Annotated in this window: 15 protein-coding genes; 10 read left to right on the top strand and 5 right to left on the bottom strand. The window is 40.2% G+C overall.

Annotation, left to right across the window (positions count from 1 at the left end):
• Nucleotide 1 precedes the first annotated feature (1 nt).
• Nucleotides 2-3,643: a chemotaxis protein CheB gene (locus H148_RS0103655; protein ID WP_037324582.1), complete on the bottom strand. Its 3,642-nt coding sequence runs from the start codon at nt 3,641-3,643 to the stop codon at nt 2-4.
• A gap of 533 nt (nt 3,644-4,176) precedes the next feature.
• Here H148_RS0103655 and H148_RS0103665 point away from each other — a divergent pair.
• The 8 genes from H148_RS0103665 (at nt 4,177) to H148_RS0103705 (ending at nt 13,519) form a co-directional block, all read left to right on the top strand.
• Nucleotides 4,177-5,448 carry a carboxypeptidase-like regulatory domain-containing protein gene (locus tag H148_RS0103665; protein ID WP_029033590.1) on the top strand — a complete coding sequence of 424 codons (1,272 nt, stop codon included), beginning with the start codon at nt 4,177-4,179 and terminating at the stop codon, nt 5,446-5,448.
• Nucleotides 5,449-5,584: 136 nt separating this feature from the next.
• Nucleotides 5,585-6,808, top strand: coding sequence for an exonuclease SbcCD subunit D C-terminal domain-containing protein (locus H148_RS0103670; protein WP_029033591.1), 1,224 nt, complete (start codon nt 5,585-5,587; stop codon nt 6,806-6,808).
• The gene (locus H148_RS0103675; RefSeq protein WP_029033592.1) at nt 6,805-9,825 is read left to right on the top strand and encodes an SbcC/MukB-like Walker B domain-containing protein; all 3,021 of its coding nucleotides are present in this window, start codon (nt 6,805-6,807) and stop codon (nt 9,823-9,825) included. Before H148_RS0103670 ends, H148_RS0103675 begins: the two co-directional genes overlap by 4 nt.
• Before the next feature lie 94 nt (nt 9,826-9,919).
• A complete protein-coding gene (locus H148_RS0103680; RefSeq protein WP_037324583.1) occupies nt 9,920-10,600 on the top strand; it encodes a type 1 glutamine amidotransferase domain-containing protein in 681 nt (226 codons plus the stop codon).
• A gap of 215 nt (nt 10,601-10,815) precedes the next feature.
• Nucleotides 10,816-11,484, top strand: coding sequence for a helix-turn-helix transcriptional regulator (locus H148_RS18790; protein WP_029033594.1), 669 nt, complete (start codon nt 10,816-10,818; stop codon nt 11,482-11,484).
• 221 nt (nt 11,485-11,705) lie between these two features.
• Complete coding sequence (locus tag H148_RS0103695; protein WP_029033596.1) at nt 11,706-12,278, top strand: pseudouridine synthase; 573 nt, start codon at nt 11,706-11,708, stop codon at nt 12,276-12,278.
• A 66-nt stretch (nt 12,279-12,344) separates the two neighbouring features.
• Nucleotides 12,345-13,202: a protein-tyrosine phosphatase family protein gene (locus H148_RS0103700; RefSeq protein WP_029033597.1), complete on the top strand. Its 858-nt coding sequence runs from the start codon at nt 12,345-12,347 to the stop codon at nt 13,200-13,202.
• Nucleotides 13,199-13,519, top strand: coding sequence for a hypothetical protein (locus H148_RS0103705; protein ID WP_156877197.1), 321 nt, complete (start codon nt 13,199-13,201; stop codon nt 13,517-13,519). The genes H148_RS0103700 and H148_RS0103705 overlap by 4 nt, the downstream gene beginning before the upstream one ends.
• 77 nt (nt 13,520-13,596) lie before the next feature.
• Here H148_RS0103705 and H148_RS0103710 read toward each other — a convergent pair whose 3' ends face one another.
• The 4 genes from H148_RS0103710 to H148_RS0103725 are packed head-to-tail and all read right to left on the bottom strand — an operon-like array spanning nt 13,597 to nt 21,364.
• Nucleotides 13,597-16,011: a glycoside hydrolase family 65 protein gene (locus H148_RS0103710; protein ID WP_029033599.1), complete on the bottom strand. Its 2,415-nt coding sequence runs from the start codon at nt 16,009-16,011 to the stop codon at nt 13,597-13,599.
• Nucleotides 16,012-16,015: 4 nt separating this feature from the next.
• On the bottom strand, nt 16,016-17,545 hold the full coding sequence (otsB, locus tag H148_RS0103715; RefSeq protein WP_037324585.1) for a trehalose-phosphatase: 1,530 nt from the start codon (nt 17,543-17,545) through the stop codon (nt 16,016-16,018).
• A 10-nt stretch (nt 17,546-17,555) separates the two neighbouring features.
• On the bottom strand, nt 17,556-20,360 hold the full coding sequence (locus tag H148_RS17140) for a cation-translocating P-type ATPase (RefSeq protein WP_037324586.1): 2,805 nt from the start codon (nt 20,358-20,360) through the stop codon (nt 17,556-17,558).
• A gap of 56 nt (nt 20,361-20,416) precedes the next feature.
• Nucleotides 20,417-21,364 (bottom strand): 1-phosphofructokinase family hexose kinase, encoded by a 948-nt coding sequence (locus H148_RS0103725; RefSeq protein ID WP_029033601.1) that lies wholly within the window; start codon nt 21,362-21,364, stop codon nt 20,417-20,419.
• Between the two features lie 189 nt (nt 21,365-21,553).
• Here H148_RS0103725 and H148_RS0103730 point away from each other — a divergent pair, with 189 nt between their 5' ends.
• Both H148_RS0103730 and H148_RS0103735 read left to right on the top strand, forming a co-directional pair.
• On the top strand, nt 21,554-22,336 hold the full coding sequence (locus H148_RS0103730; RefSeq protein WP_029033602.1) for an MlaE family ABC transporter permease: 783 nt from the start codon (nt 21,554-21,556) through the stop codon (nt 22,334-22,336).
• Nucleotides 22,333-23,097 (top strand): ABC transporter ATP-binding protein, encoded by a 765-nt coding sequence (locus H148_RS0103735; RefSeq protein ID WP_051286154.1) that lies wholly within the window; start codon nt 22,333-22,335, stop codon nt 23,095-23,097. Before H148_RS0103730 ends, H148_RS0103735 begins: the two co-directional genes overlap by 4 nt.
• Nucleotides 23,098-23,101: the final 4 nt, after the last annotated feature.

A 23,101-nucleotide genomic window follows, 5' to 3' on the forward strand; every position in this document is an offset into this window, starting at 1 on the left:
ATTATGTTTTAAGTTTAAAGTAGAATGAACTTCCTACTCCTTCCTGTGAATCCAACCAGATAGTTCCGTTGTGAAGATGTACGATTTTTTCCACATGAGCAAGACCTACACCTGTACCGTCACTAATATCCTGCTGTTTCACTCTGTTAAAGATAGTGAAAATACGAACTTGATCCTCTTTAGCAATACCTATTCCATTATCGACTATTGAAAATACCCAATATTCCCCCTCTTTGTAGGCTGAGATCCTTACCTCGGGATTCCGCTCTTTGGGAGTATATTTTATTGCGTTGGAAATCAGGTTCTGGAAAAGAAGTCTCAGCTCAACTTCATAGCCCATAATTTTAGGTAAATCTCCGCTGTGTACCTTTGCATTTGTGTCTTTGATCCTTTTACCAAGATCATATTTGACCACTTCAACAATTTCCTTAGTATTGACCAGTTTCTTCTCCCCGTTACGTCCTATCCTGGAATGCTCAAGCAATGCCCGAATTTGTTCTGAAAGACGGGTGGAAGCCTGTTTTATATAAGAAACATAATTTTGTCCTTTATCATCCAGTTTGGGAGCATACATCTTTCCGAGAATATCTATTCCGAATTTAATAGTCGAAAGCGGCTCCTGCAGGTCGTGGGAACATATTGAAACGAATTGCTCCAAATCCCTGTTTGCCCTTTCGAGATCTGCTTTTTGTTCCCGGAGTTGATCTTCGGCCTTTTTAAGAGCTGCAATTTCCACGAAAGTGTAGCGAATGGTTAGAATATTATCATCTTCATCTTTTTCAGAAATTGCATTGAGGATTACCGGAAGGGATTCCCCGGTTTTAGTTAGTATTTTCTGTTCCAGGTTTATCAGGATTCCATTTTCTGCAAAGTTCCTACTAGATCTTAAGGCCTCTGCCTGAGATTCTTTATTATAGAGATCAAAAATAGATTTTCCTACCAGCTCTTCTTTAGAGTCATATTTAAGCTGCCTCACTGCCATTTTGTTACAGTGGAGGATTTTAAAACTACCTGGATGAACACTTATGTGCATCACAGGATCTTCTTCGTAAAAACTCTTAAACCTCTTCTCACTGGCTTGTAGCTTTTCCCTTGATTTTTGAAGATTTTCAATATCAATAAATGTAATTACCACCCCATCCACCTTGTTATTTGAATTGATATAAGGGGAGATTCTTCTAAGATAATGCACTCCCTCCTTTGAAATCACCGACTTTTCAAGCGGAGTTCCCGTTTCCAAAACCTTTTGACATCTCTCGACTAAATTGCTCTTTCCTATACTCCCTGTAAAGTGGTTAATTGGCCTACCGATATCTGAATTTAAGAAACTGAAGTGTTTTTGAATGGCAGGAGTGAATTTACGGATCTTTAAATCTGAATCTAAAAATATTGTACCTATCCGGGTGCTTTCAAGGAGGTTATTAATATCGGCGTTAAGAGCAGCGAGATCCTCCATTTTTTGAAGATTCTCTGCATTTACGGTATTGATCTCTTCATTTACGCTCTGCAATTCTTCATTGGTACTTTGCAGCTCCTCATTTGAAGACAGTAGCTCTTCATTGGCTGCCTGCAGTTCTTCATTGCTGGTCTCTATTTCCTCAAGAGAGGTATTAAGATCTTCTTTTGTTTGTTTTAGCTCCTCCTCAAGGTTCGAAACATACTCCTTTGTTCGGGTAGTGAGGGTAATATTATCTACAATTTCTACATCTTCAAGATTTAGCTCCTTTTCCAAAAAGGTGATCATAAAGGTTTCTGAATCCAGGCCATCCAGTGACAATGGCTTTACAAGAATATCCACAGCCTTATTCTCTCCATGATGGTCAAAAATGGCATCTTTATAATAAACTTTCTGCTGAAGTTTTTTCGACTTCTTTAGGCTGTTCTGCACAAGATATTTCAAATCTGTACTCAACATGTCCAGGAGATTAGTGGAGAAACCACTCACCGGAAGATTAGCATATTTTCGGAACTGCCCAATTGCCTCTAGGATATTATAATCTGAATCTAAATAGACACTTGCAGCCTGGAAATGGTCCAGCACAGTTTCATTGAAATCATTTGTGAGTTTATTGTAGTTGGAACTGGTAGGAGCTTTATACGTTGGTCTTTCTTTAACCGTCCTGTTTTCAAGCAGATTCCCCGCAGAGGAGGGAGTATGAGAAAAGTGAGATTCTAATCTTTTATTTGGATGTATATTCCTGTAAATTTTCCACTTTCGGTTAATTGCCTTAAAATTATCTTCCTGAGTATATACACTTTCACTGGTGCCCAACACCAGGATACCATCCTGCTTTAAGCTATAATGCAGCACTTTTAATGCCTTAGTTTGTATGGCAGACTGAAAATAGATTAAAAGATTGCGACAAGAAACCACATCCATATAACTAAATGGTGGATTTTTAATTACGTTGTGTTTGGAATAGATTACTACACGCCTTAGATTTTCAACTACCTCATATTTTTGGGTTCTCCTAACAAAATACTTTGAAAGGAATTCTGCAGGCACGTCTGCAGCAATGCTTTCAGGATATAAACCTTTACTCCCTATCTCAAGATGTTTTTCTGCAATGTCTGTAGCAAAGATCTTGAGCTCAATATTTTTCCCCTGCTTTTCTATTTCTTCCAGGAAACACATCGCATAAGAATAGGCTTCTTCCCCCGTGCTACAGGCAACATCCCAAATTTTAATAACCTCCCCGTCTAACTTCGAACTTACAATTTTGGGAATTACCTCTTCGCGTAATACTTCCCACACTTTGCTATCCCTAAAAAACTTCGTGACTCCAATTAGGAACTCCCTATAGAGGATATCCACTTCTTTTTGAGTGGTAGAGAGGTAGGTATAATATTCGGCCAGGGAACGGCATTTACATACACTAACTCTTCTGGCTACTCTTCGGGCAAGAGTGGCTCTTTTGTACTCCCTAAAATCAAGTCCTGTTTGTTCATCTACATAATTGAGGATTTTCATGAGTTCAGACTGGTCATAAGCCACATCTCCATCCTTAAAGTGAAAAATAGCAGGAGCCGAAAGAAAGTTGTCCAATTCGTTACCCATCTCTTTCACCGGTAAAACATAATCCACTAATCCTGTACTTATAGCACTTTTAGGCATTCCGTCGAACTGAGCTTCATCGGGCTCCTGGACCATAATCATCCCATCATTCTCTTTAATGGCCCTGGCACCGCGGGTACCGTCGCTCCCCGTACCACTCAAAATAACACCTATGGCTTTTTCCCGTTGCTCTTTTGCAAGAGATTCAAAGAACATATCTATAGGAAGATTTAGGGTAGGATTTTTTGGCTTTTCCAACAGGTAAAGTCTGCTGTTTCTTATTACCAGATTATTTGCAGGCGGAATTAAATAAATCTGCCCCTGCATTACCTCCATTCCCTCTTTCACCTCAATTATAGGAAGATCTGTACTACGTGCGAGAAGTTCGCCCATCATACTCTTATAATCGGAGGAAAGATGCTGGATAATTACATAAGAGCTTTTTGATCCCTGAGATATATTCTCAAAAAAAGCTTTAAGAGCTTCAAGACCGCCGGCACTTGCTCCAATAGCTACAATTCTTACGCTGGAAGGAGAGGCTCCAATTCCAGATTCTAAGGTCGGGGAATTCTTTATTTTTTTACTCATAACTTGATAGGGGTTATCAAGAACCTTCATACTTCTGCACCTGCAGGAGGTCCAATCGATCCCAAGCAGGAATTAAAAGCAGGTATCAAAAATATCGCGGTGAAATTAATTCTAAGCGAAATTGTTTACTGTTAATAATCTGTTAAGTAATCACCATAAATATAGGGAAAAAAGCCTGCCTCCCTAAGAGAGCTGAAGTTTTAGCCTTAATCAAAATTGTTAAATATAAATTATGGAATTTATAAAAATGTAATCACGAGCAAGATTGAAGAGAGGCAGAATGGCAACAATCTTCCCCTGTGAATAGCTTTCGAATTCTCTTCCCCTCTTCTTTTTAGGCAGTTAGTACTAAAATTAGAAGTAACTTTTAAATCATTGATTTTGAACACAATGAAATCAAAATAATTCCGAAATATAATAAGAGATATTGAGGAACTTTTTTCTGTGATAACGTCTAAATTTTTCAGCGTTGTATCTTAACAATTAATTAAAATTCAGTATCTTGGAAAGAACAATATCTAAATTAAAGTGCCATGAGAAATCTTATTCTACCTTTCGCAAGGCCCCTGGTAATTCTGGTTTTTTTATTAAGCCTACCCATGGAAGTATTGGCCGCACTTCAACAGTCTTCAGACGGTTTTACCGAATATAAAGGTCAGGTGATCAACAGTCGGAATCAGGATCCACTTGCCGGAGCTTACCTCTCTGTTCAAGATTCCAACATTTCAACAGTGACCAATACAGACGGAGAATTCTCTCTAAAAATTCCGAAAGATCTGGAAAATGTAAACGTGTTGGTTTCCTACCTTGGTTTTCAAAGCCGCATGTTACCATTGCAGTTCTTTCAACAGGGAAATGTGACTGTAGAACTCCAGGAGTCCCTGGAAGAGCTTCAGGAAGTGAGTATCTTCACCTACACAGATCCTGAAGCCCTGGTGCAAAATATGCTGAAAAACAGGGGCAGCAACTATTTTACAGATCAAACTACCATGACAGCCTTTTACAGAGAAGCCATAAAAAGGGGGCGTAAAAATGTCTCTCTTTCTGAAGCTGTGGTAAAGATCCACAAAAAACCTTATGATTCTAATGCAGATGATGATATTGCTCTTGTAAAAGCTCGTAAAACAGCCGATTATGACAGGCTTGATACCCTTGCTCTAAAACTACGGGGCGGTCCATATAATCCTTTGAGTATAGATATCATGAAGAATCCTACTCACATCTTTAATGAACAGGATCTATCCAATTTCAAATTTAGTTTTGATGATCCAAGCCAAATTGATGAACAGTACCTGTACGTGGTAGACTTTGAGGAACAGGATAAGAGTATGCCCTGGTATTACGGAAAACTTTTTATTGATGCCAGTACCTTCTCACTGGTGAAAGCTTCTTTTAATTTAAATGTAGACAACCGCAGGGCCGCTACAAGTTTGTTTGTAAAGAAAAAGCCCGGCGGGACAAAGGTGTATCCCGTGGAGGTCAATTACGATATCACCTACAGGCAAAAGGACGGCCGCTGGTATTTTGGTTATGGTCATACCCAACTGGAATTTGTGGTGAACTGGAAACGGAAACTGTTTAATTCGCGCTACAAAGTAAATAGTGAACTTGCAGTTACTAACTGGCAGATCAACAATGAAAGGGTGAAAAAAGATGACAGTTTTTTAAGCCGAAGAGTTATAATGAATGATGACGTTACCGGTTTTGCCGATCTATCTTTCTGGGGAGAGAATAATATTATTGAGCCCGATGAATCTATCGAAAGTGCAATAGATAAAATTAGAGATAAGCTGGAAATTAATTAAACGGTGTAAAAATTAATCTTTCTGAAAATGTCATTTTTGACAGGTAATTCTTTGGCGACATGTTTTGTCGCCAGAGTGATTAACTTTGCAGGACATTAAGCTTTCCTTTACCTTCGGAAGCTGAAAATTGAACCTGATGAAAATCCTGCATACGGCCGACTGGCATATCGGAAAAAAGCTCCACAAAATTGAACTGGCTGAAGATTTTGACCTCTTTATAGACTGGCTTTGCAAGACCATTGAAGAGGAAAATATTGATCTTTTGCTTGTTTCGGGGGATATTTTTGATCTTGCCAATCCATCTTCTGAAGCTCGCCGCCAATATTACCGGGCCCTGGTAAAGATGAACCGCTTTAATTGCAAGATCATTCTCACAGGAGGCAACCACGATTCCCCCTCAATGCTCGAAGCCCCAAAAGAGATCCTGAAGGAGCTGGATATTGACATCATTGGCGGTATGCCGGTCAATACTGAAGACCTTATAATTCCAGTGAACGATCAAAATGGTAAGCCCGAACTGGTAATTGCAGCAATCCCTTTCCTTCGTGATGCCGATCTTCGCAAAGCAGGTGATGGATCCAGTTATGAAGACCGCATTGAAGCCCTCAAAATAGGAATTCAAAACACCTTTTTTGAAGCCTCAGAAATTTGTGCAACAGAATATCCCGATATTCCCGCTATTGCCATGGGTCACCTTTTCACAGCAGGAATAGAAACTTCAGAAAGTGAAAGGGAGATTCAAATTGGGAACCTGGCCGCTTTTGAAGCCTCCAGGTTTGGGGAATATTTCAATTATATTGCCCTGGGGCACATTCATAAACCTCAGCGCGTGGCAGCCGCTGTACCTGCCTTTTACAGCGGTTCTCCCATGCCCCTTTCCTTCAGCGAACGAAGTGATTTAAAAAGAGTTTTATTAATAGATACTTCTCAGGGCTGGGAGCCGCACAGTCTTCCTGTGCCCGTCTTTCGCTCTTTGCTGAAGGTAACTGGGAATCTTGAAGAGCTTTCTTTCAAACTTCAGGAACTACAGGAGAAAAAACAACTCGAAAGTCTTATTGAAGTTGAACTGAAGGAGGAACAATATGATGCCCTAAAAATTTATGCACTGGATGAGTTGGTTTCAAATTTTCAAAAAAAAGGTTACAGGATCGTAAAGCATCGGGCAAGTTTCGAAAATCAAATTAAGGGTGCTGCCCAGGCCTTTGGAGGAGAACAACAGTTACAGGACCTGCAGCCAAAAGATGTTTTCCTGGAGCTCATTAAAAAACACGATTATGACCCGGAAACCAGGCAGGAAATATTGGTCGCCTTTGACGAAATTCTGGAAGATTTGCACCGTGATGAAAATGGAGAAATATGAAGATCCTAAAAATTGAATTTGAAAATATAAATTCTTTAAAGGGAAAGCACGAAATAGACTTTACACAAGCACCCTTTACCGTAAGCTCCCTTTTCGCCATCACCGGCCCCACAGGAAGTGGAAAAAGTACAATTTTGGATGTGATTTCCCTTGCCCTTTTTAACATGGTTCCCCGTCTCGGGAGAATCAGCAAAAATGACATTATCAACAAAGGTGCGCTTCTCACCCGAAATCAAAAAGAGGCTTTTGCAAAAGTAACTTACCAGGCGAAAAAGGGAATTTATGCTTCGGAATGGAGCATTTCAACAAACCGCAATAACAACCTGCGGGATTATGAAATGTTCATTTACGACATGGCTACAGAAAAGCCGCTGGACATCAAAAAGTCCGATGTTCCTTCAAAAAATGAAGAACTAATAGGATTAAATTATAACCAGTTCATTAAATCTGTGCTTTTAGCCCAGGGAGATTTTGCACAATTTTTAAGAGCAAGAAAAGACGAACGAGGGGAGCTACTGGAAAAGATCACCGGCACAGGAATTTACCGGCAGGTGGGAGTAAAAGTTTATCAAAAGTTCAAAAGCGAAAATGCCGAAATTGAAGAAAGGCAGCGGGAAATAAACCTGCTCAAAACTGACCTTTTAGAAGAGGAAGCTTTAAAAGAATTAAAATCAACATTAGCAGAAAAGACCAGGATTTGTGAACCCATAGAAAAAGAAATTCAGCAGCTGGACAGACATATTCAGCTTAAAAAAAACATTTCTGAACAGAAAGAGCAAATAAACAGGCAAGAAGATTTAAAAACTGCTGCCATTAGAAATATTGCTCTTTTTGAAGAAGAAAACGGCGTAAAACTGAAACAGCATGAACAGGTTCAGGTTTTTGCCGAAGATCTTCGCAACTGGCAAAATCTCGATAAGACATGCACAGAATTAAAACAGGAATTTGATATTCTCAAAAAAGGAGAAGAGGAAAATAAAAATAATATTTCTACTTGTCTCGATAAAATAACTAAATTTTTAAAGACCGAACCGGCAACTGGAGAAATAGAAAACCACCTGCAGGCCTTTTCTAAAAATGTGAGGAACCTGCAGCAGCAACGGGATGATAAACGCAGTCAATATCGTCATTTGGAAAATCAGTTTAATTCGGAATTGCGGGAAGTTCCATTTAAACTGAATGGAGATCTGGACTCCGAAGAATCTAAATTGAAGGAAATGAAGGCTGCAGGTGAAAGGAACCTGCAGGAGCTAAAAGATAAGCTGAACCAAGTAGACCTGGAAAAACCTGAAGCTGAAAAAGCCCGGTTAAAGCAAATACTTCAGCAAGGTCGTAAAGCTCAACAGGAATGGGTGGCAATCGAAATTCTTTCCGCTGAAATTGGAAAAGCAAAAAAAGAAGAGAAAGAATTGCTTCCGCAGGTAGAGGAGCTTCCCCAGGAGATTATTTCAGCTAAAAAAGAGATGCAAATACTCCAGAAGAGTGTTGAGATTCTGCAACTTCAAAGGGAAAATGAACTTCTCAAAGCCAGCCTGGAAGAACACCGGCAAAATCTTAAAGACGGGCAGCCCTGCCCTCTTTGCGGAAGTACAGAGCATCCTTTTGCAACCGATTTACCTGCCAAAGATGACAGTTTACAAGAGAAAATTTTAAAACTGAAAAAAGAGCTTTCTGGACTGGAAAGACAAACCACCAGCCGGGAAACCAGCCTTTCCCACTACCAAAAAAAGATTTTAGAAATTCAATTGCTTATCAAAGAGAACGATAGAAAACTTGAGTCTCAAAAAAGGCATTTTAAAGAGGAGTTTTCAGAAATTAATCCGTTGGGTGAAAACTGGAAAGAATTCTGCAACAGCAAAGAGGAGAAACTTGACCTGCTGGAAAGGTTTGAGCAGGAAAAGAAAAAACTCAGTGCAATTCTGGCAGGACTTCCTATACTCTTAGATATTAAAAGCATTCTTAGACAAGGGAAACAGATTAAAGAAGAACTGGACAGTCTTTATACCGGGGACGATATAGATACAGATTGCCTGGAACTGCAAAGTTCATGGACCAAATTTCAACATGAGAAGCAATCTTTTAGTCGACGGGCTAAAGAACTCAACCTGAAGATGAATGATAGAACTGCAGACCTTGAGAAGCTTGAACAAGCCCTGAAACCTAAAATTTCTGAAGCCAATTGCAGAGAGATCAAAGAAGCGCTGCAAAGATTACTTCCGGAAAATCAATATTTACAACTTCGGAAGAAGAGAGACGATCTAACTTCTGAAAAGGCCAAAATCGAAGCCTCTTTAAAAACTCTTCAGCAGCAACTGGGGCAGTTACAACAAAAGCAGGTGCCGGAGTCTGCAGAGGTGCTTACAAATAAGGTAAGAGAATTAAATTCACAGCGCGCATTACTTAATGAACAGTGTGAAGAGCTAAGAAGAAAGCAGCGAAATGACAACGAACGCAGGGCGAAAATAGATGAAATTGAAGCGCTTCTTAAGTCAACAAAAAACAGGATCAAAAGATGGGCGTTGCTCAACCATCTGATTGGTGATGCCACAGGTAAAAAATTTAATGATTTTGCCCAGGATCTCAGCCTTTCCCAACTTCTTGTGCTGGCCAATAGGAGACTTGTAGACCTGAGTGATCGTTATCGTATTGACAAACCTTTTTTAGAAGAAGATGACAGCTTGGTGGCAATAGATGAACACATGGGAGGGCAGCGGAGATCTGTTAAAACATTATCGGGTGGTGAGACTTTCCTGCTAAGTTTGTCCATGGCCCTGGCATTAAGCGATCTTGCATCCAAAAATGTGGAGATCAACTCGCTATTCATTGATGAAGGTTTTGGCACTCTTGATCCCGAGACGCTGGATCAAACTCTCGACACCCTGGAAAAACTACAGGCAGAATCTTCAAAAACGATAGGCCTAATAAGTCATGTAGATTCCTTAAAAGAACGTATCGCTACTCAAATTCAACTTACCAGGAATGGACAGGGCTATAGTTCCCTGCAAGTAAAAGGTTAGGGATTGAATCCTGCTGCCGATATTAATTAAAGGATAAAATTTTGGCTGCTTAGGGAGGAATTGGTAAACTTAATTAATCTCAAAAAGTTGTTACATGAAAAAGATACTTGTTATTCTAACGTCTCACAGTGAACTTATCAATACCGATTCAAAAACAGGAGTTTGGCTGGGAGAATTTACAGACCCCTATTACGAATTCATTGATAAGGGTTATGATGTTATCCTCGCCAGTCCAAAAGGAGGAAAACCTCCTGTAGACCCAAGAAGCCAGCTTACAGAAAACATCACTTCTTCAAACCGGCGCTTTAAAAAGGATGAAAAGGCTCAAAAGGATTTTGAATTCACTCAGCAATTGTCGGGAGTAAAAGCCGATGATTTTGATGCTGTATTTTTCCCCGGTGGCCATGGTCCCATGGGAGACCTTGCAACAGATGAGGATACTTCCCGTCTGGTCCTGGAGTTCTACAGAGACAAAAAACCCATTGCAGCCGTTTGTCATGGCCCCGCAGCTCTTCTTTCGGCTGCCACTGAAGAACCCCGGCTACTGCAGGGAATTGATGTCACCGCCTTTTCCAATAATGAAGAAAAAATGGTGGGGCTTCGTGACAAAATCCCTTTTAGCCTGGAAGATCGTTTAAAATCTTTGGGTGCTAATTATAACTCTGCCACCATACCGTTTACATCCAATGTGAAGGTATCAGGGAATTTGATCACAGGACAAAATCCTGCATCGGCAGAAAAAACAGCAAGAGAGTTAATCAAGCTTTTAAAATAATTTTGCAGGTTCCATTGTCTACGCCTGTTTTCGTATAATGCTATTAAATTAAAGAACGCTTCGCTAATAAAAGCTCTTTGATCTCCCAAAATGACAGTCTTTGTGAGCTTTGGTGACACAGACCGAAACTATTCACCTTTTCATCGATTAAGCAACGTCTATTTTCATAAAAAAATTTAGATTTCACTAATTTCAGTAAATCTTAAACAAAAAATTTGGAAAAAACTTTTGAACAAAAGCTGGAAATATTTTCTGCTTGTGCCGAATTTATTCCAAGTGTTGTGGTCATACATGAATTAACCAAAAAAGAGTTTAAAGTAGTCTTTATGAGTTCACAAGGGCTGGACCAACTTGGTACAACTTTGCAGGAACTTTTAGAAATGGGACCGGAATACCTTGAACGATTCTTTAACAATGAAGACATGGAAGATTTCATGGTCAAATTGAGGAAATTGCTAGAAGCCAAAGATCCCAATGAAACATTTACATTTTTCCAGCAAGTTAAATTCAAAAATCGGGAAGAATGGGTTTGGCATATTGGTTCTGTTAGAATATTCCATCAGGCTGCAGACGGAACTCCTACTCATCTTGTTACAGCCGCTATTCCCATCAACAGAATGAAGCATATTGAAAATAAGGCAGAGCGTCTCTTAAAAGAAAATATTTTTTTTAAAAATAATCTTAGTAAGTTTTTAAGCCTTGGAAAGCGGGCAAAAGAAGTTCTAAGGTTGGTAGCTCTTGGCAAGAGTTCATCGGATATTGCAGAAGAACTCAATATTTCCATCGATACTGTACATACCCACAGAAAAAATATCAAAAAGAAGCTGGATATCTCCACCAATTTTGAATTTACTGAGTACGCCAGAGCTTATGACCTTATATAAAAACAAAAAAAATCGGGGCCCCCTACTTCCCCGATTTTTACTTAATTGTATCTTTCATTGCTGAAATGTTTACGATACAACTTCATGCGGTAAAAATAATATTTCAAATTATTTGCACCAATACCCACTTTTGGGGATTTTTCGATCTTTTCTGTTAAAAAAGCAAGAACAAACATTAATTTTATCTTTGAGGAACAAAACTCTTTTGTTTTATAATTTTTATGCATAGACACTTCAGGATATATAAACCCTACGGATATTTAAGTCAGTTCATCACCAATCAGCGGACTCGTAGGAATAAAAAACTGCTTGGAGAGCTTCACGATTTTCCCGAAAATACTATGGCAATAGGACGACTTGATGAAGATTCTGAAGGACTTCTGCTACTTACTACAGACGGGAAGGTAAGTGCACAAATAACGGGAGGCAGCGTAGAAAAGGAATATTTTGTGCAGGTAGATGGTATTATTGGAGAGGAGGAGATGAATAAGTTGAGTAAAGGCGTAGAAATCGGGATTAATGGGAAGAAGTACCTCACAAATCCATGTGTAGCTGTAAAACTTACGGAAGCTCCCCATTTTCCACCGCGGAGCAAACCGATAAGAGATTCACGCCACGGACCTACCAGCTGGGTCTCAATAACCCTAACCGAAGGCAAATTCCGCCAGGTAAAGAAAATGACAGCTGCCGTTGGCTTCCCAACTCTTAGGCTCGTGAGGGTTAGAATTGGAGGTGAATTTCTGGAAAACATGGAGGCGGGAAAGGTACAGGAAGTCCATAGTTTCAAATGCTGAGCAACTGATATTTATCATTCTTTTCAGCTAGTTTTTTTGTAACTTAACCTATGAATTAGTTGGGTCATGAAAAATGTGATTATTCCAATGGATTTTTCTTCCTCATCTATCCAGATGATCGTTTACACCCTTAAATTGTTAAGAGAAGATGAATACAACTTTTTCTTGCTAAACCTTCCCGAAGCAGCCGATACCCATTCCTTGGAATTTCAGAATAAAGAACGGATGGACTGCATCCATTATGAAGCTCATCAAAAACTTCAGAAATTTCGGAAAGGGGTTGTCCAAATCTTTCCTGATAAAAAGGTTCAAATTCAGTTTCTTTCTTCTGTAAATATTTTAAAGCAGCAGTTAGACCCGGTGTCCCTGATAACTGCAAGTACAGGGTTATTGGGGAAGTATCAAGGGCAATTACTTAACAGGCTTTTTCGGGCTACAGGATCCCCGCTAATATTTCAACCTGAGAATAAGAAGTTCTGCCTGCCAAAAAGGATTTTAATTACTCTGGAACCCCATGTTGAAATAAGAGAAGTCACTCTTACTCCTTTTAAAAATCTCTTTGGAAATCATGATTTAATTGTGGAGATACAAAGGTTGTATCGGGGTGAATTAAGTCCTGGCCACATTGAGAAAGATGAAATTGAACTAAAGCACAAATTTGAAATTTGCCATCCAAAAATAGTCAATCTACAAACAAAACAAATCGGGGATCAATTGAGGAGAATGATGCGACAGGAACATTTCGATTTGCATATAATGCCAATATCACAGACAACACTCATTGACAGAATGGTCTCATCCCAATTAAAAAAAGGTATTGTCAACAGTAAAATCCCAGTAATGATTTTACAGGGAACTCAAAAGGAGCAGTCCATCTTTACAAGGCACGGAAGAAAAAAAATTAAAACTTCTATAGTTCCATGAAAATATTTGTGTCACTTCTATTATTACTCCATGCCATTCTCCATCTTATGGGGCTGGTAAAGGCATTTTACAGAGATTTCCTTCCCACGCTCTCCAGGAAAATTGGCCGTACTGAAGGAGTTCTCTGGCTGGCTTGTACTGTAATTCTTGTTATGGCTGATGTCTTTTACCTTACCGGTGCCTTTTTTTGGCCAATTTTGTCTATAAGTGGGGCATTGCTTTCGCAGTTTTTAATTACCCTCAATTGGGAAGATGCAAAATATGGAACAATAGTAAACCTGTTAATCCTGGCAGTTAGTTTTCCTGCATTAACCTAATTATATTCTAAGAATTTAAAATGTTGAAATTTTAGAATAATGACCTGCTTGATATCTTTTTGAAGTCTCTTTATTGGTTAACATTCTTTTTTCCGGTAAGAAAAACTTCTCTCCTCTCCTTTCTTCATAATAATTTCTTCATCATTTACCACAATTTTTATAAGATTCTGCCAGCCTCCGTGGCTCTTAAAATAAAGAAGGTCTTGTGTTAGCCTCACTTCTAACCAGTGCCTACGATACCTGCACCTAAAATGAATTTCTCTTACATTGTGAGGCAGACCAGGATTAAAATAAAGGCAGTCATTCTTAAATTCCATTCCCGTATAGCAACGGTAGATAAGATCTACCGTTCCAGCCATAGCCCCAAGATGTATGCCCTCGGCAGTAGTTCCTCCTTGTATATCGGAAAAATCACTGATAAGAGCTTCTTTAAAATCCTGCCAGGATTGATCCCTGTGAGACCTTGCATAAACCCAGGAATAAACCACCTTACTTAGGGTGGAACCATGTGAAGTAATTGCTTTGTAATAGTTAATGTTCAAAGGAATTTGTTCTTTAGGATCAAAGTTGTAGCCCATTAGATTTAAAAGTTCTTTAAGCTCTTCTGAAGAAGACAGGAAAAAGAGCATTAGAACATCCGGTTGTTTTCCCGCCTTGTAATTCTTGACATCATCCCCTTCCTTTTCAAGGATACGATCCAATCTCATGGTCTTCCCATATTTGGAATGGTATTTATTCCAGTCTAATTCCTTTAGTTGGTCGAATCCTTCGAATTGTTCAATTATTTTACCATCTTTTAAAAAGGGAATAAACATATTCCGGCAAATTTTCTTCCATCGGGAAAGCTCCTCTTCAGATATTTCAAGCAACCCGAGTAGATTCCTGGCCCTGCGGTCATTTAATTTTTCTATTGCAAGTAGAGCATGTTTGAGGGTCCAAACCGCCATTATATTTGTGTAGGCATTGTTGCGAAGACCAGGTTCCGAAGACCCGGGATAAGAGGTATGATACTCATCAGGTCCTACTACCTTATGAATTTCATACTTCTCTCTTTCTTCATTATAGGTCACTTTGCTGTTCCAGAACTTTGCTATTTCAAGCAGCAATTCTGCACCGTAAAATGAAAGAAACTGTAGATCACCGGTAACCTGGAAATACTGCCATACATTATAGGCTATTGCCGCATTTACGTGCCGTTGTAAATGAGTATGGTCCGGCAGCCAGTTGCCTGATTCTGGATTGAGATGAACTATTTGTGTTTCTTCCCTTCCATTACTCCCGCTTTGCCATGGAAACATGGCTCCTTTATAACCTTCATTTGCAGCCGCAAAACGTGCTTCCGCTAATCTCCTGTAACGATACATAAGTAACGCCCGGGTAAGTTCGGGAATGGTAATATTGTAAAAGGGAAAAATAAAGAGCTCATCCCAAAAAATATGACCACGATAGGCTTCACCGTGCCATCCCCGTGCCGGCATCCCAACATCCAAATCAATAGTCTTTAATCCATAAGTCTGAAAAAGATGAAAAATATGAAGTCTTAACAAGACTTGATGGAGGTCTCCTTCTGCCTTAAGAAGTATATCACATTGTTCCCAATATTCTTCCCAGGCCATCTTGTGGAATTTAAAAATCTCTTCAAAGCTGGAATTTCTTTTTACCAGCTTCTTCGCTTCGGTCAGAGGATTAGCAATTGCCATATCTCTGGAGGTATAAAGTGCCACCAGCTTTTCAACTGTAATTACTTTATTCTCTCTGGCATCAAAAATGAGTTCCTGGGCTACATAATTTTCTTCTTTTATATCAAATCTTTCAACAGAAGGTTCATATAGCTCAAAATTGATACAAGTCCTGCAGGCCTGGCTCATAACAATTTCAGACTGACTGCTTTTCACTTTAAGATATAGTCCATCTTCTTCAAAACTTCCTCTATCCAGTGGTATAAGGTGTCTGCCGTTGAGCGCTCTGTAACGGGGAACTCCCATATTAGAGACGTGAGCATTAAGGGCCGTATGTATTGCCATCCTGCCTTTCCAGTTGAGAGGCCTTATTTTCCATTCAATTGCTGCGAGGTGCTTTTCGGACATGCTAACCAACCTGCGGCTATTAAGTAAGGTTTCCCGGTCTTCCTTATCCCGGAATTTTATCATGCGCTCCAGGAGCCCTTCTTTTAGATTGAGGGATTGTTCGAATTCAATAATCTCAACGGCATCAATATCAAACCAGTCACCATTCTCAATTTTAAACCTTATCAAGGTCCAGTCGGGCCAGTTAACAAGGTCTTCATTTTCAATGACACGTCCTGCAATAGTGGTCTCGAGACGATTATAACCACCGGCGAGATAAGTGCCCGGATAATGATTTTCACCTGCCATTGCACCTTCCGAAGCAGCCCGAGTAGCAAAATAACCATTGCCAACTGTGCAAAGTGCTTCCCTTAACAGCTCCTTATCTGGAGAATAATCGGAATATTTAATTATCCAATCCTTCATTTTTTTACCCTCCTCTCTCAATCAATTTTCTGAAAAAGATCTTTACCTCCTCCAGGTCCTGTAGCGAGTAATCGGCGTAGGTTGCCTGGCTGTGTTCACCCACCAGGATTCCCAGACCATACTCCACTTCTTTAAAAGCATCCTCATCTGTTACATCATCTCCAAAATAGATCGAAAAAGGTTGTTTTTCATCTGAAAGTTGAGTCTTCAGAAACTCTACTGCTTTTCCTTTGTGCCAGTCAATATCTGGACGTATTTCTATAACTTTTTTTCCCCCGGCTCCGGTAAGTTTGGGGTACTCCCTCAACACATTGTTGACCTTACCATGTACTTCCTGTTCTTGCTCCGGTTTCACCTGACGATAATGAATTGCAAGAGTAAACTTCTTCCGCTCAAAATCCACTCCCTCCACATTCTGAAGCTGCTCCCTCATGATAGGTTCAATTTCATCAAAGAGCGGAAGTACCTTTTGAGCTTCCTCATTTTCTTTAAAAAAATCATTAGGACCAGATATCTCATAACCATGGCTGCCGGCATAATATAGTCCGGGAACATTCATCCTTTGCTTAACGTCGGCCATTCCCCTCCCACTTATCACCGCCACCGGATAGATTTGTGCCAATTTCTTTACCAGCTCCCTCATTTCTTCGGAAATTGCAGCGTCGGCATGGTGTTCTACAATAGGGGCCAGGGTTCCGTCAAAATCGAGAAACAGCAGGGGTTTGTTCTGCAGGTATTTTTTTTCTATTTCGGAAAACTGCTCAAGTGCAGCCGGAAGTTCTTTAGGTTCTCTTCCCGTTTTAAAGTCTATTCTCAATTCCTGAAGGTTCCGGACTGCCAGGTGAGCCCCATATTCCAGTAGCTCCTCTTTGGTAGAAGCATTTTCAATGCCTATTACCAACTTAAAATCCCCTTTTCTTCCTGCTTCCACTCCCACCCGGGCATCTTCAATGATTAAAGCTTCCTGCGGATTTACCCCCAACTCTTTTGCCGCCTCGAGGAAAATATCGGGGGCTGGTTTTCCCGGGATATTTCTTTCAGCAGAAGTGACCCCATCCATAACGGTTTCAAAAAGGCCATTTTCCAGACCCGTTATTTTCAGGATTTCTCTGCAGTTTCTGCTCGAGGAAATCAGACCGATTTTCAATCCCTGCCTTTTCCAATCCTTTAGTTGCTGAACATTTTTTTCGTAAATCTCTACCCCTTCTTCATCAAGAATACTTTTAAATATCTGATTTTTATAATTTCCCAATCCACATAAAGTTTCTTTTTTATGGTTATCCTCCGGTGTTCCATAAGGGAGTTCCAGCCCTCTGGATGCTATAAAATTCTTAACTCCATCATTCCGTGGGATTCCGTCTATATACCTAGCGTAATCTTTATCAGAAAATGGTAGAAAAGGTTTTTTGCCTTCTTTTTTTCGTCGCTCATTATATTCATCAAAAAGCTTCTTCCATGCTTTTTTATGTAGTGCAGCTGTTTTGGTAATAACCCCGTCAAGATCGGTTATTGCGGCTTTGATGTTATATTTCATATTTCCTATTTTAGAAATCTTTTTTAAAGAATTTGATGGTCTGAATAATAAAAGTTGGTAAAATGCTGGCAATAGCGATTAGCACCCAATGTTTGGCCTCCAATGGCTGTAGATCCAGAACTTCCGCCAATACAGGAATAAAATATGCGGCAAAGACGGCAGCCGTACAAAATATCACCGCCATCCAGACATATTTATTACGGGAAACCTGGTTATTCAGAAAAGGCTCTCTGCCACTCCGCATGTTCAACACATGTAAAAACTGGGCAAATGCGAGACTTAAAAAAGCGATATTGTTGTTGATCCCTTCTGTTTCACCCCAATAAAAGTGGGAATAAAAATAAGCACCTGTAACACTAGCGGCTATGATTATTCCGTAAAAAACGATCTGCATCCAGTTCTTACGGGTGATGATAGGTTCCTTAGGATCTTTCGGCGGCATTTTCATCACATTAGGAGTTCCTTCTCCTATTCCAAGGGCAAGTGCCGGAAAAACATCTGATAGCAGGTTTAGGAAAAGTAGCTGCAAGGGCAGGATGGGCAGAATGAACAGGGAAAAACTAACGAGTGCTATCAGGATGATCTCGGCCAGGTGATAAGATAGCTGATAAAGCACAAATCTTCTTATATTCCCAAAGATTATGCGCCCCTGTTCGACAGCTTTAACTATAGAATTAAAGGAGTCGTCTTTAAGAACCACATCTGCAACTTCCTGGGCCACCTGTGTACCTCTTTTTCCCATAGCGATCCCTATATTAGCTTTTTTAAGGGCCGGAGCATCGTTCACCCCGTCGCCCGTCATGGCTACTATTTCCCCCAGGTCCTGAAAATGGCTTATAAGATTTAATTTTTGTCCGGGATCTACCCGGGAAAAAATCGGGATGTTTACCAGTTTTCCCTGATTCTCTTGTTCGAATTCCTTATTCAAATCCCTTCCATGCAGGACTGGGATCCTATGTTCTTCTTCTGAAAAAATGCTTACCTCACGTCCCACATTTTTGGCAGTTCCGGGGTGATCTCCGGTCACCATAACTACTTTAATTCCGGCAGCCTTACAAGTCTCTATCGCTGTGGCCACTTCTTTTCGGGGTGGATCCATGAAGCCCAGCAGCCCCACAAATATCAATTCATGTAGAAAATCTTCAGCCTCTTCTCCTGTTGGCAGATCTTTAATTTTTTTATAAGCAAAACCCAGGACCCGCAAACCATCCTCTGCCATTTCATTATTCCTTTCATTCCATTTTCCCTTTTCTTCTTCAGTTAATTCTTCCTGATTTCCATCTTTGAAGATTTTAGTTGAACGGGACAAAATGGCATCTGTTGATCCTTTTCCGGCCACGTATAATCCTCCGTCTTCCCGATATATGGTTCCCATTACCATGGACTCTGAATCAAAAGGATCAATGAGCTCCCGATTCAGGTGTTTCAATTCATCGTAAAATTTAGGATCAAATTGGCTAACAAAGTCCAGTAAGGCGATTTCAAGAGGATCTCCTTTTCCTATATTTTCCTGCTGTTCTGCTTCTGCTTTTCCCTCTAGATTTTCAGAAGCAATAAAGTCCGGCCTCGACGGGGAAGTTTCTTTATTACCTGTTTTATCTCCGGAATTTTTTCCTGAAATACCCAGAGATGCGTCATTTGCCAATACAGCAATTTTTAGCAATTCCTTAAAATTTGGTTCGCTGCTCTGCTCCTGCTCTTTTTTTAATTCAGGTTTACTCCCGTGCCAGTTAACCTTCAGCAACTGTTCCTGCGGCAAACAAAAACTATGAACTGTAAGTTCGTTCTTTGTAAGTGTTCCGGTTTTATCGGTAAAAATTACGGTAGTCTCTCCCAGGGTTTCCACTGCACTCAGGCTTTTAATCAAAACATTCTTTTTTGAAAGACGTACCATCCCACGGGCGAGGGCAATACTGGCGACAATGGGTAAACCTTCAGGAATGGCCGCAATTGACCATGCAATAGAAGTCTGAACCAGTTGATACAGGTCTTTGCCAGCCAGCCAGCCAAAGAAGAAAAAAGCGGCGGCCATAGCCAGGATCACCCAAATAAGTTTCTTGGTAAGTTTGTTAAGCTTGTTATTGAGTGGGGTATCTTCCTGCTCCTGATCGTCTACCAGGGAAGAAATGTTTCCTACTTCGGTATTCATTCCAGTGCCAACTACAAGAGCGATTGCAGTTCCTGCTGTGACAGCAGTACCTTTATAAAGGATGTTTCTGCGATCGGCTACCTGCATTTCCTCCTGCATTACTTCATGAGTTTTTTCAATCGGAACAGATTCACCGGTCAATGGAGATTCATCCACCTTAAGTTCTGTAGCTTCCAGTATCCTCGCATCAGCTGGAATAAGATCCCCAGCTCCTATTTTAATGAGATCGCCTGGAACTATATTTTCCGCATCAATTTCCCTCTCTTCAGCATCCCTGATAACAATAGTGCTAATTTTATCCAGTTTTTTAAGGGCCTGCATGGACTTTTGTGCCTGAAATTCCATCCAAAAACCTATAGCGGTGTTGACCAGCAGCACGATAAAAATCGCAATACCTTCAGGAATATCACCAAAAACCAGAGCCAAAGCAGCAGCTGCAAAAAGAAGATAGATAACAGGATTATTGACCTGGGATAGAATAAGGTCCCAAATACTGCGGCTCTCCGTCTTCTTTAATTTATTCAGACCATATTTTTTCAACCGTTCCTCAGCTTCTCTTTCAGTGAGTCCTTTTTCTGGGTTTGATGAAAAATCACCTGCAACTTCATCTCCCGGTTTTCGGTAAGCGTCTGCACCTTTAGGTTTTTGTTCTGTTTTCACTTCCATAGTTCTTAGTAAAAATGATGACAGTTAAGTACCAGAGTATGTTATTTTTCCCGCTTTTAAACTTTTTTACCTTCCCCCTTTGTCTCTATTAGAAGTTGTTCATGGAGAAGTTCTACATCTTTTTTCTGAAGCAGTTCTGTTCCCGGAGATTTAATAGTTGCACTGCCACAAGCCAAGCCATACAAAATGGCTTTTTCGATAGGTTGTCCAGTAAAAAGACTGTAAACTATTCCCGCCACCATACTATCCCCTGCTCCAATGGAGCTTATATGTTCCACCTGTGGTGCAGGAAAGTGTTTAACTTCTCCCTTTGTAGCCAATAGAGCTCCCTCGCCACCGAGGGAAAGGACAATGTTCTCAACCGGATAATCCCGAAGGATATTCAACATGATCGTTTTTTGCTGGTCTATGTTCTCTGCACTTTCTCCTGTTATATCTTTTAATTCACTTTTGTTGGGTTTTAAAAGATAGGCCCCTTGCTCAAGTACTCCTTTATAGGATTTCCCGGAGGTATCCAGGACGAATTTTAGTCCGCATTTATTAGCTCTTGCCGCTGCAAGGGCATAAAAATTCCGGGGTGCTCCCGGTGGCAAACTTCCGCTGGCGACAAGGAAAGATCCTCTTTTGCATTGGTCAACTCTTTCCAGAAGTGATTCATATTCAGATTCATCAAGTTCAACTCCCGGAAAACCGAAACGATATAAATTCCCGGTGGAAGTCTCAGTAATTGCAAAATTCTGTCTTAGATCGGCTTTTACAGGTACGGGATCTTCTTTTACACCTTCTTTTTTCAACAAATCGGAAAAAAGTTTACCTGTGTGTCCACCCTTTGTGTAAACAGCAGTAGATTCACCTCCCAATCTTTTAATTACGCGGGAGACATTTACTCCCCCGCCTCCGGGATCAATAAGTGGCTTTTCACAGCGAAGTTTTTCATTAGGTTCAAATTTTTCAGTCTTAGAATAGATATCCAGTGCAGGATTAGCGGTTAAGGTGATTATCATTAGCGGAAAAGTGTATTAATATAATTAGACTTTCTCTCTAATTTACAGATAAGTTTTAGAACAATAAAGCTGTAGCGGTAAATTCTGAAACTCCTTCCCACCAATGTTTTCTGTGATCATACAAAACCTGAGAGATATCATAGTTATCATCAAATTTCTGAAGTAGTTTTAGTCTAGAAATTTTGCGGTATGACCCGAAATTTTCCCATAGCTAAAAACCTTTACTCCTTTTTTACTGAAACAGGAGCTCTGTCGAGGTTTGCCGGTCGATTCTTTAAAGAGTTATTCAGCCGGCCATTCGAATTCAGGGAATTCCTGAGGCAGTGTTACCAAATGGGTAATAAATCCCTTTTACTTGTAGGTGTCACAGGGTTCATTCTTGGACTGGTTTTCACCCTGCAATCCCGGCCCACATTAGAAGAATTCGGGGCTTCCTCCTGGATACCCAATATGATAAGTATTTCCATTGTAAGGGAAATAGGACCGGTGATCATCGCTCTTATCTGTGCAGGACGTATTGGATCAAGTATTGGTGCAGAATTGGGCTCCATGAAAGTTACTGAACAAATAGACGCTATGGAAGTTTCGGGAACTAACCCTTTTAAATTTCTGGTTGTTACCCGGATTCTCGCAGCCACGCTGATGCTTCCTCTGCTCATTCTATTTGGCGATTTTATTGCTCTAATAGGTTCGGCACTTGTCGAAAACATAAAAGGACAAGTCTCTTTTACTCTTTATTTTAATCAGGTCTTTGACGCCCTCGGTTTTCGGGACCTCTTACCGGCCACAGGGAAATCCTTCTTTTTTGGTTTTGCGATAGGGCTGGTGGGATGTTTTAAAGGCTACAACAGCAGTAAAGGTACTGCCGGTGTAGGTCGTGCCTCCAATTCGGCTGTAGTATATACCAGTATGTTGCTTTTTATTATTGACTTCATAGCAGTTTTTTTAACCGAACTTATCTATGGAACATGAAGGACGAAAACACATATACCTCCATTAATAAAAGAAAAGCGGTCATTAGAATTAAAAACCTGCAGAAGCAATTTGGAGATACAGTTGTATTAAACAATTTCAATCTGGAAATGTATGAAGATGAAAACCTGGTGCTTATGGGAAAATCAGGTTCAGGAAAGTCGGTAATGATAAAGTGTCTTGTAGGATTAATGGAACCCGATAGCGGCAAAATAGAAGTTTTGAATAAGGATATTACAAAGCTGGAGCGTACCGAAATGGATGAGCTTCGGGCAGAGATAGGCTTCCTGTTCCAGGGCAGTGCATTGTACGATTCTATGACAGTGAGGGAAAATCTTGAATTTCCCTTACGGCATCATACTAAAAGAATGAATATTAAAAACACCAATAAACTGGTATTGGAAGCACTGGAAAGTGTAGGACTGGCTAAAACCATTGATCTAATGCCTGAAGAATTATCTGGTGGAATGCAGCGTAGAATTGCTTTGGCACGTGCGCTTATTCTTAAACCGAAAATTATTTTGTATGATGAACCTACGACCGGCCTGGATCCAATAACGGCAAAGGAGATCATTCAATTGATGACAAACATTCAAAAAAAATATAAAACTTCCTCATTGATCATTACTCACGACGTGGATTGCGCCAGGGTTATCTCCGACCGAATGATTTTGCTGCTGGAGGGAACAAATTATGCAGAAGGGACTTTCAAAGAACTATCAACTTCTGAAGACCCAAAAATTCAGGCCTTCTTTAAATAAAAAG

The sequence above is a fragment of the Salinimicrobium terrae DSM 17865 genome, from assembly GCF_000424665.1.
Classification (GTDB): Bacteria; Bacteroidota; Bacteroidia; order Flavobacteriales; family Flavobacteriaceae; genus Salinimicrobium; species Salinimicrobium terrae.